The following is a 15,769-nucleotide window of genomic DNA, read 5'->3' on the forward strand; positions in this document are numbered from 1 at the left end:
TATCCGGCCTACGCACTTAACCGGCATACAATACACCTCCCGTAGGCCCGGTAAGCGTAGCGCCATCGGGCAATGCACCGGGCCTTATCCGACCAACGCTCCCGTAGGCCCGATAAGCGCAGCGTCATCGGGCAATGCACCGGGCCTTATCCGGTCATCACTTCCCTGCGGGTTGTCACTTTTACGCAACAGGTTGTCAGCTGCGCGGGCGCGCGTATCCGCTGCGGTGTGGAAACTAAAACCACACCCTGTGGAGAGCCGAAAATGTTAACAACACCTGCTGAAAAATATCATCCCCATGCCCCTTTGCCGCTTAGCGATCGCCGCTGGCCGGATAACGTCCTGACCCACGCGCCACGCTGGCTGTCGACGGATTTACGCGACGGCAACCAGGCCCTCGCCGAGCCGATGGATGCGGCGCGCAAACTGAAATTCTGGGATTTACTGCTGGAGTGCGGCTTTAAAGAGATTGAGGTCGCCTTCCCTTCCGCGTCGCAAACGGACTTTAACTTTGTGCGCCAGCTGATTGAAGAGCAGCGCATCCCTGAAGATGTCACCATTCAGGTGTTAACCCAGGCGCGTGAGGATCTGATTCGCCGCACCTTTGAATCCTTGCAGGGCGCGCGCCGCGCGACGGTGCACCTCTACAACGCCACCGCGCCGGTGTTCCGTGAGCAGGTTTTCCGCCAGAGCAAGGAGGAGATTGTCGCGCTGGCGGTCAACGCGGCGCGGCAAATCCGCGCGCAGTGCGAAGCCGCACCCGAAACGCAGTGGGTGTTCCAGTATTCACCCGAAACCTTCTGCTTTACCGAAGCGGAGTTCGCGCTGGCGATTTGCGAAGCGGTGGCCGATGTCTGGCAGCCCGATTCCACGCGGCCGATGATCATCAACCTGCCAGCCACCGTTGAAGTGAGCATGCCCAATGTCTATGCCGATCAGATTGAGCACTTCTGTCGCCACTTCTCGCGCCGCAAGCAGGTGTGCATCAGCGTGCATACCCATAACGATCGCGGTACTGGCATTGCCAGCGCCGAGCTGGCGCTGCTGGCAGGCGCAGAGCGGGTTGAAGGCTGCTTGTTTGGCAACGGCGAGCGCACCGGCAATGCCGATCTGGTGACGCTGGCGCTCAATCTCTACACCCAGGGCATCGCGCCGGGCCTTGAGTTTAGCCAGATGAAAAAGGTGGTGGAGGTGGTTGAGGAGTGTAACCAGTTGCCGGTTGCGCCACGCCACCCGTACGCCGGTGAACTGGTGTTTACCGCCTTTTCCGGCTCGCATCAGGACGCGATTAAGAAAGGGTTTGCCGCGCGGCAAAACAGCCCGGCGAACGTCTGGCAGGTGCCCTATCTGCCGCTCGACCCGGCGGATATCGGCTGTAGCTACGAAGCGGTTATTCGCGTCAACAGCCAGTCGGGCAAGAGCGGCGCGGCCTGGCTACTGGAGCAGAACCACGGCCTCACCTTGCCGCGTAAGCTTCAGCAGGCGTTCAGCGGGCATGTGCAGCAGGCGGCGGACAGCGCGGGCAAAGAGATGTCGCAAATGGCGATCTGGAATCTGTTTCGCCAGACCTACGGCCTGGTGGATCAGCCGCCGCTGGCGTTGATTGAGTATGTCTGCACCAACCAGCCGGGGCAGCGCACCACTCTGCACGCGGAGATCCGCTGGCATAACGAGACGCTGAAGCTGGATGCAACGGGCAACGGTTTTCTCTCGGCGGCGTTAACCGCGCTCTGCCGCAGCCTGCACGTTGAGATCAATATTGAGAGCTATCACGAACACACCCTCGGCAAGCACAGCGACAGCCGCTCGGTGGCCTATGTCTGCTGCGCCAACGCGCGCGGCGAGCGCGCATGGGGCGTCAGTATTGATAGCGATATCACCCGCGCCTCACTGCAGGCGATGCTTAACGCCGCGCAGCCCTTTATCACTGGGTAAAGTAGTCGCCGGGCGGCACGCCCATCACCCGGCGAAACATGGCGCTAAAGGCGCTGGGGGTGGCATAGCCGCACTCCAGCGCCACCTGCGTCACCGGCTCGCCGTTCGCCAGCCGCGTCAGGGCGATCAGCAACCGCGCGCGGCGCACCCACTCGCTAAACTGCAACCCGGTCTGCTGGTAGAAGTGGCGCGCGAGCGTGCGCCCGCTCATATTCACCTGGCGCGCGGCGTGCTCCAGCGTCCATGTCTGCGTCGGCGTTTGCCGTATCGCGTCGCACAGCGGTTTTAAGCGCGCCGACGTCGGCTCCGGCAGGCAAAACGGCAGCGTATTCATCAGCCGGATCTCATCCAGAATCAGCTCATAGATGCGCTCCGCACGGCTGCCGGGCTGGTAACTCTCCTCCAGCCGCAGCGCCTCGACCATCAGGGCGCGCAGCAGATCGTTGACGCGCACCACCTGGCACACCACCGGTAAATCGGCCCTCGCCAGCGGCTCGACAAACACCCCGCGCGCCTGCACATCGCCCTCAATAAAGAGCGTGTGCACCACCTGCGCCGGGATCCACACCCCGCGCCCTGGCGGCACGATCCAGATCCCCTGCTCCGTCTCCACGCGGATCACACCGCTCAGGGTGTGGATCAGCTGGTCGCAGGGGTGCGAATGCCACGGCTCATGCTCCCCGTGCCGGTAGTCATGGGCGTAGGGAATCAACGCGCGGTGGGAGAAATCGAGTGCAAATGTCTGTTTCACGGCGTGACCGTTGGCGATTGATCAGGAAGCTTTACCATAATCACCGCTGCCCACGCTGTCACCTACTTAACCCGGCAGAGCGGGCAGTTGAGGCAATACTCCACCGGCGTTGAGGCTTTGTAGTAAAAACAGCAGGTGCGGCGAAAACGCACCGCCTCGCCAGCGCCATTGCGCTGCGCCGGGCGGCGAAAACGCTTAAGCGGGTTCCAGTTCAGGCCGAACAGCGCCGGGTCGGCCTCAGCAATCAGCCAGGCGAAATCCGCCTGCTGACGCGCGGTCTGTGCTTCGTTCAGCCCCTCCATACGCCCTTCGTAGAGCGAGTAGACGCGCACCGCGCAGTTCTCCCAGAGGATTTGCGCAGGCAGGCCGCTCACCGCTGAAAGGTGCTGCCAGATCGGGGCGATAAAGTCGCGAAACAGCCCGCCGACCACCTTTTCGCGCCACGCGGCCCGCGCGCCGGGTGCATAGCCGGTTACGGTAAGCGCGGCGGGCAGTGACGAGGTCCACAAGCCGTTGTCATGGGCAAACTCCAGACGGCTGGCGTCAAGGGAGAGATGCAGCCCTTTATCAAACACGCTCATCCCATAGAGCACATTTCCGGTCAGCAGAAAGGAGAGCCGCTTGGTCAGCAGCGACGCGGTGATGGCGCGATCCGGTGCGCCAATCAGCGGCATGATCGTATCCAGCACGTCAGCACAAATGTCGGCGTTAAGCATCTCGCCGCTTATCACGCTGCGCGTATCGGCCTCGTCCAGCACGCGCAGGCGAAACGCCTTACGCAGGTAGGCGAGTTCGTCAGGGTTCAGCATGGTGATTCCCCGGAAACGGAATGCACATCGGCGTATGGAAAAAGGGATCGTCAATGATGCGACAGCGCAGGTTAAAGACGTGGCTCACCAACGCTTCAGTCATGATCTGCTGCGGCGCCCCCTCGGCAACGACCTGCCCTTCGCGGATGGCGACCAGGTGATCGGCGTAGCGGCAGGCGAGATTGAGATCGTGCAGCACCATAATGATGGTTTTCCCCTGCCGCCGGTTGAGATCGCGCAGCAGTTCGAGGATCTCTACCTGGTGCGCCAGATCGAGCCAGGTGGTTGGCTCATCGAGCAGCAGCGTGTCGGTGGCCTGCGCTAGTGTCATCGCAATCCACACCCGCTGGCGCTGGCCGCCGGAAAGGGCTTCGACCGGGCGGTGCTGCAACGCCGTGGTCGCGGTTAAGCGCAGCGCCTCATCGACATGATGATCGTCCTCCGTTGACCACTGCCGCAGCCAGTTTTGATAGGGAAAGCGCCCAAGGCTCACCAGCTGGCGCACGGTAATTCCTTCCGGTGCCACCGGCGTTTGCGGCAAAATCGCCAGCTTGCGCGCCACTTTTGCGCTGGCGCTGGCGTGAATATCCATTCCGTCGAGAGTGACCGCGCCGGATTGCGGCGTGATTAGGCGCGCCATCGCTTTTAACAGCGTGCTTTTCCCGCAGCCGTTGCTGCCAATCAGCACCGACACTTTGCCCGTCGGCAGGGTTAAATCGAGCCCGTCGATCACCTGCCGCTGCGCGTAGCTGACGCGCAGTTTTTCCGTTATCAGAGACACATTTTCCCCATTGCTTACGAACGCTGCCTTATCAGCAGCCAAAGAAAGAGCGGCGCACCGGCCAGCGCGACAAAGATCCCGGCGGGCAGATCGGCGGGGCGAAACAGCGTGCGTGCCAGCAGATCGGCCACCACCACCATACTGCCGCCGCTGCACACCGCGACATACGCCTGGCTGAAGATCCCCTGCGCCACCACCAGGCGAGCAAGATGCGGTGCCACCAGCCCGACAAAGGCCATCGCCCCGACCTGCGCCACCGCGCTGCCGGAGAGCGCCACGCAGGCCAGCAACAGCAGGAGGCGAATGGCATTCACCCGCACGCCCAGCCCGGTTGCCAGCGTATCCTCAAGTTGTAGCGCCTTCAGATAGCGCAGCAGAACGATTAACAGCGGAATCGCCCACAGGTAGAAGAGAAGCAAGTGCAGCACCTTCGGCCAGCTGGCGGCATAGACGCTGCCGCTCAGCCACACCCACGCAGAAAAGGTGGTGGTCAGTGGGCTGAAGACGAGGATCAGCGTCACCACCGCCCCCGCCAGCGCCGAGACGCCAACCCCGGTCAAAATCATGCGCAGCGGCGTTAACCCGCGCCGCGCGCTCAACAGAAAGATCAGCCCGACGGCGCAGGCCGCGCCGCCCATCGCCGCATACGGCATGCCCGCGCTGCCGTAGCGCAGGCTAAAAAAGGTGAGCCACACCAGCGCACCAGCACTGGCGCCGGCGGTGACGCCAAGGGTGTCCGGCGAGGCGAGCGGGTTGCGCACCAAGGTTTGCAAAATCAACCCGGCAAGCCCCAGCCCGCCGCCCGCCAGCAGCGCCAGCGCCACGCGCGGCAGACGCAACTCATGCAGAATAAAATGCTCTGCGCTGTTATCTGTCAGCACCAGTAAGCGAAGGGTATTCAGCAGCGGGATCGGCACATCGCCGACGCTCAGTGCAATAAGTACAATCAGCGCGGCGATCAGCGTGCAGCTCATAAGCATCAGCAACTGGCGGCGCGAGTAGAGCCGGGCAAACGCGCCGCAGCGAAAGAGTTGGCTATCCGGCATGCTGCCCCCGGCGCTGCGCCAGCAGAATAAAGAAGGGTGCGCCGAGCAGTGCGGTCATCACGCCGACCGGCACTTCCTGCGGCAGGATCACCACCCGCGCGGCAATATCCGCCGCCAGCAGCAGTAACGCCCCCAGCAGCGCACAGGCGGGAAGCAGGGTGCGCACATCGCTGCCGAAAAGTTGCCGGGCGATGTGCGGCACAATCAGCCCGACAAAACCGATATTGCCCGCCAGCGCCACCGCGCAGCCCGCCAGCCCGACCACCAGCACGCTCGCCAGCAGACGCACGCGGGCAATGTTCTGCCCGAGACCGCGGGCGATCTCTTCACCTGCGTTGAGCACCCCCATCTGCCCGCCGCAGAGCATGGCGACAATCAGCAGCAGCCCACCCGGCAGCAGCATCGGGTAGAGATGCGCGAGATCGTTGCCCGCAAGGCTCCCTGCCAGCCAGAAGAGCATGGTGTCGAGGCTCTCCTGATCCATCACCAGAATCGCCTGGGTAAACGCGTTGCACAGGGCGGTGATCGCCACGCCCGCCAGCACCAGCCGCAGCGGGTTAAGCTGACCGCTGCTTCTCTGGCTGGCAAACCACACCAGCGACCCGGTGAGGCACGCGCCTGTAAAAGCGAGCAGCAGCGTGATCCACGCCTCGCCAATGCTGAACAGCGCGCCCGCCAGCACAATCAACAGCGCCGCACCGGCATTGACGCCAAACAGCCCCGGCGAGGCGAGCGGATTACGTGTTAGTGCCTGCATCAGCGCCCCCGCCACCGCGAGGAAAGCACCGACAGCCGCCGCCAGCAGCGTGCGTGGTAAGCGCGAGCTGTGAATAATCACATCACGCGCGAGGGCGGCATCCGGCTGCCACAGCGCGCGCGCAATCTCGCCCGGCGTATAAATTTGCGTACCAACCATTACGCTGAGTGCCGCCATCACCAGCAGCAACAGAAAGCAGAGCAGAAAGCGCCCCTTCATGCCCCCTCCCCGCGCAGCGCGGCGTCAACATCATCAAGCATGTGATTCGCGCCAAGAATGCCGCCGGACAAACTCCACGGCACGCTGTCCACCGTCCAGAGCCGCTGCGCCTTCACCGCCCGCAGCTGTTGCCAGAGCGGGTGCGCGGTCAGCGCCTGATAGTGGCGCATAATCGCCGCGCTCTCGGTGCGCAGCAAAATGAAGAAGAGATCGGCATCGAGCAGCGGGATATTCTCGAAGCCGGAGAAGCGCAGCGAGGTGCTGCGCGCCTGTTGCGCGGCGCTGTTCCAGCCAAAACCCAGTTCGCTCATCACCGAGCCGGGAAAACTGGCGGCGACATAGCTGCGAATGTGATCGGGGCGCACTTCGATAACCGACACCGTCGGCGGTGCGGCAAAATGCTGCGCAATGCGCCCGCGCAGCGTCACCACCCGGCTCCGCCACTGGTGCAGCAGCGCGCTGGCGCGCTGTTCAAGGCCAAGCCTGTCGCCAACCACGCTGAGCGTTTTTTTAAACTCAAACACATCATCGAGCAGGGCCACCGGGGCGATTTTTGCCATCAGCGGCGCGACATCCTGGTGGCGAAAACGCGAGGCGAAGATGATATCGGGCTTCAGCAGCACCATCTTTTCCAGCTGCGGCTGCGTCTCCAGCCCGAGCTGCGGCACGTTTGAGAAACGCGGGCGCAGGTAGCGATAGACCGGCTTTTCCGCCCACGACTCCACCATGCCGCAGGGCGTCACGCCGAGGGCGGCCAGGCTGTCCGTTGCTCCCTGAAAAAGTGAAATGGCGCGCGGCAAGGCGGGCGGCGCGGCAAACAGGCCGGGGGCGATGCCATAAAGCAGCATCGCTTGCAGGCCGCGCCGCCGGGAAAGTGAGATATTCAGGCTATTCATCCGTTACGTTGCCGCTCCCGTGACGGGAGCGGTGACCATCAGAAGTTGAGGCTGTAACCGAGTGTGGCCGTGCGGCCTCGCCCGGCGAAGTAGCGATCCGGATCGACCGAAGCGCTTTGCGAGTAGTAGGTGACATACTGCTTGTTAAGCAGGTTAGAGATGCCGAGGCTCAGCTGACCGTAAGGCAGCTTATAGCCTACCGCCGCATCGACAATCGCATAGCCGGAGAAGTCCTTCTCCTCGTCGTCGAACTTCTTACTCAGCGCCCAGTTAGCCTGCAAGAAGGTGCTCAGTTCGGTGTTCCAGTTCGCCGACCAGCTGGCGATGATGCGATCCGGGGCGATATTAAGCCCGTCGAGTTTGGCATCGAGGCTGCCGTTATCATCGCTGTCGTAACGGCCGCGCATATGCGACCACGCCAGCGTCAGTTTGTGGTCAGCGTTCGGCGCATAGCCCGCGCTTACTTCAACGCCATCGATCTCGGTCTTCTCACGTCGCGCGACAAAGGCGTCGTTTTGCAACTCGACGCGGCTGCCCAGTTTAGAGGTGGATTTGTAGTAGCTGGCCTCAAAATCGAACGGCGCCTGCTGGACGCGGAAGCCGATTTCGCTGTTTTTGGTAATGATCGGTTGCAGGCTGTTGTAATCACTCAGCTTCACCCCCGGCGTGTCGATGCCGCGCAGCACGCGGCCAACATCCGGCACGGTAAAGCCTTCGCTGTAGCTGGCAAACAGGCTCAGCGGTGTGACTGGCGTCCAGACAACCCCGGCGTTGTAGAGGGTTTCATCAAACGACGGCGTGCCCCCTTCGACCGTGACGCGATCGTTGGCCCACACCGTCTGGTAGCTGTCGATCTTCAGGCGTGCATATTCGTAGCGGATGCCGCCGCTCAGTTTGACCGACTCCACCGGCGCGTACTCCAGTTGCAGGAAAGGCGAGAGATCGGTGTAGTTGATCTCCGGCACATAGGTACGCCCGGTGCTCCACAGATCCTGTTTCGAGTTATCAAACAGCGTGTCGAAGCCCACCGTCGCCTTAATGCGATCGTCCCAGATATCATCTTTCGTCAGGGCGATTTTGCTGCCGTACTTATCGGTGTAAGCGCGGCTCTGATCGTAGAGCGTGCCAATTGGCGCAATCAGCGGGTCCTGGAAGGAGGAGGAGTTGGTCGCACCGAACAGCGCTTCGTAGCGCTGATAGTAGGCCAGCGCGGTCAGCTTCATCCCGGCGAGATTGTAGTTGTCGTAGGTGGTGCCCACGGTCCAGACATCGTTATGCGGCGCGGTGCCTTCCGGCGTGCCTTTGCGTGAGGTGGTCAACCTGCCCGCGTCGCGATCGCCGGTGACGCTGACATAGTTATCTTTATTTTTCAGCCGGTAGCGATTAAGGCTTAACTGCACGCGCTGGTCGTTATCGAGCCAGTAACCCACTTTCGCCAGCAGATCCCACGCGCGGGAGTCCATCAAATCACCCTGGGTGTTATCGACACCAATCGCGTGATTATTCGCATCTTTGAACAACCCCTGATCTTCATAGCTGAGGGCGAAGAGGTAGTCGAGATACTCCTCGCTGCCATTGATGCTGTAGTTGGTTTTGTAGGCCAGCGTGTCGTGATTAAGTTCAGAGGTCGGCGTGGTGGTTTCGATGCTGAAGTGCTGGTTGGCGGTGCCCGGTTTCGCCCGTTTGGTGATGATGTTAATCACCCCGCCGGTCGCGCCCACGCCGTTACTGGTGTTGGCCCCTTTGATCACCTCAATGCGCTCAATCATCGAGGCATCGACGGTGTGCATTTCACGCCCGGTTGGGCGCAGCGGGTTGGATTGCGGAATACCGTCAATCATCACCAGCGGCGTACGCCCGCGCAGCGTCTCGCCGCTGCCGGACATCTTCTGCCGCGACGGCGAAAACGACGGCAGCAGGTTGCTTAAGATCTGCGAAGTATCAGAGGTGAGCTGGCGCTGCTGGGCAATCTCCTTTTCAGTGATCACTTTGATCACCTGCGGGGAGTCATTGCGCGAGCCGTCGGTACGCGTGGCCGTTACAACCACATCTTCTTCACTGCTTGTCGCATCCTGCGCATAAAGCGGCGACGCCATGACCAGAGTAAGCGCGCCATATAAAGGGGAAAATCGCATGCAAACAACCCTCAATGTAATATCTCGCCGCACGGGCGAAGATCATCCGTAACAACATCAAATAAGAACAATAAGAAACAATTTGAGACCGATTATCATTATCAACAACTCAATGTAAAGTGAATATTCCCGTCTCGAAACTTATAACTATGCAGAATGCGTTATGGCGCACAACGCTGCTAACAAACCGCCGTTTCACATTATTTTGTCTACCCTTTATCAGGCACGTTCTGTGGCTTGAGTCGTGGTCACTTCCCGATCCCCCGTTCACTAAGGAAGACCAATGCAAACTACCTCCGGACCATCGCGGGTCGCCATTGCGCTCTATGAACTGTTAAACCCCCTGCCGCTCGGCTTTTTCACCGCCGCGTGGATCTTCGATATTCTCTATCTCAAATCTTTTCAAATTATGTGGACCGACGCGGCAAGCTGGCTTATCGCCATCGGGCTGGTGCTGGCGATTGTGCCGCGGCTAATCAACCTGGTGCAGGTGTGGTTCACCCAACGCCCGCTGGCGACGGCGGCGGTAAAAATCCACTTCTGGCTCTGGCTGCTGGCCATTGTGCTGGCGATTTTTAACGCCTTTGTCCACAGCCGCGACGCCTACGCCGTGGTGCCGCTGGGGGTGATCCTCTCCACCGCCGTGGTGGCGCTGCTGCTGATTGCTAACGTCCAGCTTGCCCTTCGTACCCGCAAAGGAGTGATCGCATGAGAATCCACCGCAAAACACTCCTCGCCTTTACGCTCACCGCCCTGCTGGCCGGCTGCGATCAGGGCGCCAGCCTCGACCCGGCCAAACAAGTGGGGCCAAACCCTGAACTGCCAAAAGCGCAAAACTTCCTGATGCCGCCGATGCAGGTGCCGGAAGGGGTGGCGTGGAAAGAGGGCGAGATGCCAAAAGTGGCGCAGGGGCTGAAGATTGAGAAAGTTGCCGATGGCCTGCAACACCCGCGTCAGGTCTATGTGCTGCCAAATAACGATGTGCTGGTAGCGGAAGCCAACGGCCCGGCGAAGCCAACCACGCGCCCGAAACAGCTGATTATGGGCATCGTGCAGAAAGCCTCCGGCAAAGGCGGTCCTGGCGGCAATCGCATCACCCTGCTGCGCAATGTCGACGGCAAATGGCAGAAGCACACCTTTATTGAAAACCTGCAATCGCCGTTCGGTATCCAGTTGATTGGCAACACCCTGTGGGTGGCGAATGCCGACAGCCTGGTAAAATTCCCCTATCAGGAGGGGCAAACCACCATTACCGCGCCGGGCGAAGTGGTAACGGAACTGCCGGGTGGGCCGATTAACCACCACTGGACCAAATCCCTGCTCGCCAGCCCTGATGGCAGCAAGCTCTATGTCGGCGTTGGCTCCAACAGCAACATCACCGAAAACGGGATCGGCGCGGAATATCGCCGTGCGGCAGTGCTGGAAGTGGATGCCGCGACCGGGGCGAGCCGCATTTTCGCCAGCGGCCTGCGCAACCCGACTGGGTTGCAGTGGGAGCCAGAGAGCGGTGCGTTGTGGGCAATCGTCAACGAACGTGACGAGATTGGCTCCGATCTGGTGCCGGATTACATGACTTCGGTGCAGGATAAAGGCTTCTACGGCTGGCCCTATAGCTACTTCGGTCAGCATGTGGATGAGCGCGTCCAGCCGCCGCGCCCGGATCTGGTGAAGCAGGCGATTAAGCCCGATTACGCGCTCAGCTCCCACGTCGCCCCGCTCGGCCTGCTCTTCTACACCGGCGAGAATATGCCGCAATACCGCGGCGGCGCGTTTGTCAGCGAGCACGGCAGCTGGAACCGCAAGCCACTCAACGGCTACCAGGTGGTGTGGGTGAAGTTTGAAAACGGCAAACCGGTCGGGCAACCGCAGCCGGTGGTGAGCGGTTTTCTTACCGATGATGAGAAGCAGGTCCGCGGTCTGCCGGTCGGCCTGGCGATGGATAAGCAGGGCGGCGTCCTGATTGCCGACGATGCGGGCAACACCATCTGGCGGGTCAGCGCGCGCTAACCTTGTGGCTGCCTGCCGCCTCGCTTATAACATAGCCTCAACATTTTTAAGGAGAGGCAAATGGAGAGCAGGTTGCAGGCAGCAATTGCGCTGCGAAAAGCAGGCGAGCATGAGCAGAGCCGCGAGGCGTTAAAGGCTCTTGCCGATGAACCGGCGCTGCGCGCGCAGGCGTTGCTCAATATCGCCTGGTCGTTTGATAACCAGGGCCATGAGCGGGATGCCGAAGGGTATTACCTCGCGGCGATTGAGGCTGGCCTTAGCGACGAAGATGAGTTTGAGGCGCGCTTTGGCCTCGCCTCAACCTGGCGCTGCCTGGGGAAATACCCGCAGGCGAAAGCGCAGTTTGCGGAGATTATCGCCCGCTGGCCACAGGCAAGCGAAGTACCGCCCTTCTATGCGATCTGCCTGCATAATCTCGGCGAGCACGACGCCGCGCTTGCCGTGCTGATGGGATCCCTTGTGCAAAACCCAGATGCCCGCACGGCACCCTACGCCGATGTGCTGCGCAACTACGCGCAGAACCCGCATCAGCGCTGGTGATCGCGCTGCGGCGACTTACGCTCAGCTTAAACCGTCGATAATCACCTGTTTCATCCCCTGCGAGCAGGGCTCGACCCGCCCGCGCACGCCGTACACCTCCGCCAGCGTGTGTGGGGTGATCACCTCCCCCGGATCGCCGTCGGCTACCAGCTGCCCCTTCTTCAGGATCAGCACATGGTCGCCGTGGCGCAGCGCGATATTGATATCGTGCACCACCACCACGGTGACGATGTTGCGGCGCTGGGTTTCGCGCTTCACCAGATCCATCACGTGAAACTGATAATTAAGATCCAGCGCGCTGAGCGGCTCATCGAGCAGCAGCAAGGTGGGCTGGCGGATCAGCGACTGCGCCAGACCGACCAGCTGTTTCTGCCCGCCGGAGAGCTGATCGAGATAGTGCAGCGCCAGGTGCTCAATGCCCAGCTGGCGCAAGAGTGCCATCACCTGCGCCTGCTGCTCTGCGCTGTGCAGGCCACCGGACGCGCGCTGCGCGACGATAATCGACTCCAGCACATGCAGATGCACGCCCGCCGGCAGCGACTGCGGCAGGTAAACCACCTGCTCGGCGCGTCTGGCGAAGGGCTGCGTCAGCAGATCCTCGCCATCGAGCCGCAGTTCACCCTGGGCTCTGTTCAGCCCGGCCATGGCGCGCAGCAGCGTCGATTTGCCGCTGCCGTTCGGCCCGAGCAGGATCGTCACTTTGCCGCGCGGCAGATGGTCAATCGCCAGATCCTGAATAATCGGCTGTTTGTGATAACCCGCGCTGAAGCCGCGCAGGGATAAACCGGACTGCAGGCTCATACACTCCCCCGGTGGCGCACAATAATGGTGATAAAGAACGGCACGCCGACCAGCGAGGTGACGATGCCGACCGGGATGATGACGCCATCAATCAGGTTTTTAGAGACAATCGACGCCAGTGACAGCACCAGCGCGCCGATCAGCGCACTGCCCGGAAGATAGAAGCGGTGATCCTCGCCAAACAGCATGCGGGCAATGTGCGGTGCTACGAGGCCGATAAAGCCAATCGGCCCGACGAATGCCACCGACAGCGCCGACAAAATACTAATGCGCAGCAGCGTTGTCAGCCGCAGGCGTCGCACGTTGATACCAAAGCTGATGGCGCGATCTTCACCTAAACGCAGGGAAGTGAGCTTCCAGGAGCTGAGCATCGACAGCGGCATAATCACCGCCAGCGCCAGCAGCAGAATGCCGAGCTTCTCCCACGAGGCGCGGGCAATGCTGCCCATCGTCCAGAAGACCAGCCCCTGCAGGGTGTCCTCATTGGCGATAAATTGCAGCATCGACACCAGCGCGTTAAAGGTGAAGACCAGCGCAATACCAAACAGCACCACGCCGGAGGTCGCCACCTGCGTCCAGCGAGTGATGCCATCGAGCAGCAGCGCCGCCAGCAGCGCGAAGATAAAGGCGTTAGCCGAGATAAACCACTGGGCGGGGATGCCGGGAATGCCGATGCCAAGCACGATCGCCAGCGCCGCGCCAAAGGCCGCCGCCGACGAAACACCGAGGGTAAACGGGCTGGCGAGCGGGTTATTGAGGATGGTCTGCATCTCAGCCCCCGCAAGCCCCAGCGTTAAGCCGACGACAATCGCCATCAGCGCATAGGGCATGCGGATATCCCAGACAATCACCCGGATTCCGGCATCGACGCTCTGCGGATGCAGCAGCGTTTGCCCCAGCACATCCAGCGACAGGCCGGAGGGGCCGAGCGTAAAGTCGAGCAGCATTGAGGCGATAATCAACCCCACCAGCAGTGCCAGCAGGCCGACGCGACGACGAATTATCGCGCGGTAGTTATCCATCAACGCGCCCGCGTCAAGAGTGGTACTCATTCTGGTTATTTGCCCTGCTGCCAGCTGTAAACAAAGCCGTCATCCGGCAGTTTGGTGAAGTTTTTGATGATGTGATGATAAGTCGCATCCGGGTTGAGATCGGCAAACGCCTGCGGGTAGATATCCTTCGCCAGATACTCCATGCCCACGATGTTATACGGGTGGTTGTAGAAGTGGTGATAAACACCATACACGTGCTTCTGCGCTACCGCCGGGATCTGGTTGATGCCGGTGCGGCTCAGTAGCACCTGCGCCTGCTTATTCACCTCGTCCGGCGAGGCATTCAGGCCGAGCGGCAGCACCTGGCCGTTGCCACGTTTGGAGCCGGTCATGATGTAGACATCCGGGTTGACGCTGATGAGCTTCTCAAGGGAGATAAAACCGGTGGCGCCCGGCAGCAGCTCGGAGCCGAGGTTGGTTGCGCCGACCGCTTCCACCAGACCGCCCCAGCCGCTGTGGCCGTGGGTAAAGCAGCAGCTGTCGGCTCTGCCCGCCAGCGCTTCGACAAACACTTTTGGCTTCGGCGTAATGGCGGCGGTTTTCTGCGTGATCGCCTGCTGATGCTGGCGATAGTAAGTGGTGTAAGCTTCAGCGTTGCTTTCGCGGTTAAGCACTTTGCCCAGCAGATCGACGCTTGGCGCGGTATCTTTCGCCGGGTTCACATTGTAATCGACAAACACCACCGGGATTTTCAGTGCCGTCAGCTTGTCGAGCACGCCGCTGTCGGTGAGCGACGGTTTCGCGCGCAGCTGGGCAATCATCAGGTCCGGCTGCTTGGCCAGCACGCTTTCGAGATCGACATTCCCTTTATCGCTAAAGCCCATATCGAGAATGTTGGCCGCTTCCGGCCAGCGGGTTTTCAGCATCTTCCAGCTTTCGATATCCTGCTTTTTTGCCAGGTTGTTCCATGCCACCAGCCGCTTAAACGGGTTATCGCGATCGAGCAGCGCGAGGGTCATGATGTCGCGGCCATCCTGCAAAATCACGCGCTGTGGCTCGTGATCCAATGTCACTTTGCGACCGCTAAAATCGGTCACCGTAAGGGGATACTGCGTGGCCTGCGCGAGAACGGGCAGCGTGAGCAGCGCGCCGAGAAGCAGCGTAGTGCGGATTTTTCCATGCATAGAAAAAGGTGTCCTGATGGTAATGAGAATTTTATACTTTTGATAATTATTATCATGTTTAGCTCAACAAAACCTATACGGTTTCAACAAATACACCCCTTTCTTAACATCCTGATTCTCTTTCTCTTTTTCTGACATATTTTCTTACGGGTTTATACGCGGCAATGCTTTACCCTCATGCTTTGCTTTTGCCGGACCCGCTTGCTATGAAATACACCCTCTTCCTGCTGTTGATGTTTATTGCCACCGCCCGCGCCGACGATGCGGTGAGGCTGAACTGCCCGACGCGCGGCGCGTTGACCATCTCCTTTTTTGATTACAGCCTGACGACCATGAAGTGGGGCGACCATTTTCAGATCGCGGCGGGCAAAGAGCGGGCGCATACCAAAGCGGGCGTGCCCTTCTGGAGCACCACCTTTCGCAATGGCGACAGCCTGGCGTTCTTCCCGGATTCGAATCAGTACTATCTCTTTTATGCGGGTGATGAAGACCCGGAGCAGTGCAGCGAAGTGGGCAGCTTTGTTTACCCGGCGATCACCCCACCGCGGTATGAAAAAGGGCACGATGACGCCGCCACGCAGGCGCAGGCCAACAGAAGAGAGAGTGAAGTGGTTTTGCAGCATCCGTTTGCGTGATGCAGCGGTTTGATATTGCCGGATGGCGCTGGCGCTTATCCGGCCTACGGATGCGGGGCCGCTGAAACATCATTGCCGGATGGCGGCTGCGCCTTATCCGGCCTACGGATGCGGGGCCGCTGAAACCCCATTGCCGGATGGCGGCTGCGCCTTATCCGGCCTACGGGTGCGGAGCGGCTGAAACCCCATTGCCGGATGGCGGCTGCGCCTTATCCGGCCTACGGATGCGGGGCCGCTGAAACCCCATTGCCGGATGGCGGCTGCGCCTTATCCGGCCTACG

The 15,769-nt window shown here is 60.8% G+C and carries 15 protein-coding genes; 5 read left to right on the plus strand and 10 right to left on the minus strand.

The window, feature by feature from the left end; genetic code table 11:
* Positions 1-264: 264 nt before the first annotated feature.
* Positions 265-1,935 carry a 2-isopropylmalate synthase gene (gene leuA, locus ABIC80_RS10515; protein WP_429176982.1) on the plus strand — a complete coding sequence of 557 codons (1,671 nt, stop codon included), beginning with the start codon at positions 265-267 and terminating at the stop codon, positions 1,933-1,935.
* Here leuA and ABIC80_RS10520 read toward each other — a convergent pair.
* The 7 genes from ABIC80_RS10520 to ABIC80_RS10550 form a co-directional block, all read right to left on the minus strand.
* Positions 1,925-2,686, minus strand: a complete 762-nt coding sequence (locus ABIC80_RS10520; protein ID WP_429176985.1) for an AraC family transcriptional regulator — start codon at positions 2,684-2,686, stop codon at positions 1,925-1,927. The two genes, leuA and ABIC80_RS10520, sit on opposite strands and share 11 nt — an antisense overlap.
* A gap of 62 nt (positions 2,687-2,748) precedes the next feature.
* Entirely contained in the window at positions 2,749-3,495 is a 747-nt protein-coding gene (locus tag ABIC80_RS10525) for an IucA/IucC family C-terminal-domain containing protein (protein ID WP_429176987.1), read from the minus strand.
* Entirely contained in the window at positions 3,482-4,276 is a 795-nt protein-coding gene (locus ABIC80_RS10530) for an ABC transporter ATP-binding protein (protein ID WP_242389063.1), read from the minus strand. The genes ABIC80_RS10525 and ABIC80_RS10530 overlap by 14 nt, the downstream gene beginning before the upstream one ends.
* Before the next feature lie 14 nt (positions 4,277-4,290).
* A complete protein-coding gene (locus ABIC80_RS10535) occupies positions 4,291-5,322 on the minus strand; it encodes a FecCD family ABC transporter permease (protein WP_429176989.1) in 1,032 nt (343 codons plus the stop codon).
* A complete protein-coding gene (locus ABIC80_RS10540) occupies positions 5,312-6,298 on the minus strand; it encodes a FecCD family ABC transporter permease (protein ID WP_042713354.1) in 987 nt (328 codons plus the stop codon). Before ABIC80_RS10540 ends, ABIC80_RS10535 begins: the two co-directional genes overlap by 11 nt.
* Complete coding sequence (locus ABIC80_RS10545) at positions 6,295-7,194, minus strand: ABC transporter substrate-binding protein (protein WP_429176991.1); 900 nt, start codon at positions 7,192-7,194, stop codon at positions 6,295-6,297. Before ABIC80_RS10545 ends, ABIC80_RS10540 begins: the two co-directional genes overlap by 4 nt.
* A 38-nt stretch (positions 7,195-7,232) precedes the next feature.
* A complete protein-coding gene (locus tag ABIC80_RS10550; protein WP_429176993.1) occupies positions 7,233-9,329 on the minus strand; it encodes a TonB-dependent receptor in 2,097 nt (698 codons plus the stop codon).
* A gap of 283 nt (positions 9,330-9,612) precedes the next feature.
* On the opposite strand from ABIC80_RS10550, the gene ABIC80_RS10555 reads away from it, so the two are divergent.
* The 3 genes from ABIC80_RS10555 to ABIC80_RS10565 are packed head-to-tail and all read left to right on the plus strand — an operon-like array spanning position 9,613 to position 11,876.
* Complete coding sequence (locus ABIC80_RS10555; protein WP_023479947.1) at positions 9,613-10,041, plus strand: DUF2231 domain-containing protein; 429 nt, start codon at positions 9,613-9,615, stop codon at positions 10,039-10,041.
* On the plus strand, positions 10,038-11,336 hold the full coding sequence (locus tag ABIC80_RS10560; protein WP_429176995.1) for a PQQ-dependent sugar dehydrogenase: 1,299 nt from the start codon (positions 10,038-10,040) through the stop codon (positions 11,334-11,336). Before ABIC80_RS10555 ends, ABIC80_RS10560 begins: the two co-directional genes overlap by 4 nt.
* A gap of 60 nt (positions 11,337-11,396) precedes the next feature.
* Positions 11,397-11,876, plus strand: a complete 480-nt coding sequence (locus ABIC80_RS10565; protein ID WP_429176997.1) for a tetratricopeptide repeat protein — start codon at positions 11,397-11,399, stop codon at positions 11,874-11,876.
* Positions 11,877-11,897: 21 nt separating this feature from the next.
* On the opposite strand, the gene ABIC80_RS10570 is transcribed toward ABIC80_RS10565, so the two are convergent.
* Genes ABIC80_RS10570 through ABIC80_RS10580 form a run of 3 tightly spaced genes read right to left on the minus strand, consistent with a single transcriptional unit; the run spans position 11,898 to position 14,853 of the window.
* Positions 11,898-12,677, minus strand: a complete 780-nt coding sequence (locus ABIC80_RS10570; RefSeq protein ID WP_429177000.1) for an ABC transporter ATP-binding protein — start codon at positions 12,675-12,677, stop codon at positions 11,898-11,900.
* Positions 12,674-13,702 carry a FecCD family ABC transporter permease gene (locus ABIC80_RS10575; protein ID WP_192869631.1) on the minus strand — a complete coding sequence of 343 codons (1,029 nt, stop codon included), beginning with the start codon at positions 13,700-13,702 and terminating at the stop codon, positions 12,674-12,676. Before ABIC80_RS10575 ends, ABIC80_RS10570 begins: the two co-directional genes overlap by 4 nt.
* A gap of 32 nt (positions 13,703-13,734) precedes the next feature.
* Positions 13,735-14,853, minus strand: a complete 1,119-nt coding sequence (locus tag ABIC80_RS10580; protein WP_429177003.1) for an ABC transporter substrate-binding protein — start codon at positions 14,851-14,853, stop codon at positions 13,735-13,737.
* Positions 14,854-15,059: 206 nt separating this feature from the next.
* On the opposite strand from ABIC80_RS10580, the gene ABIC80_RS10585 reads away from it, so the two are divergent.
* A complete protein-coding gene (locus ABIC80_RS10585; protein ID WP_429177005.1) occupies positions 15,060-15,488 on the plus strand; it encodes a hypothetical protein in 429 nt (142 codons plus the stop codon).
* Positions 15,489-15,769 lie beyond the last annotated feature (281 nt).

It is taken from the genome of Kosakonia sp. 1610 (genome assembly GCF_050435845.1).
In the GTDB taxonomy this organism is placed as follows: Bacteria; Pseudomonadota; Gammaproteobacteria; order Enterobacterales; family Enterobacteriaceae; genus Kosakonia; species Kosakonia cowanii.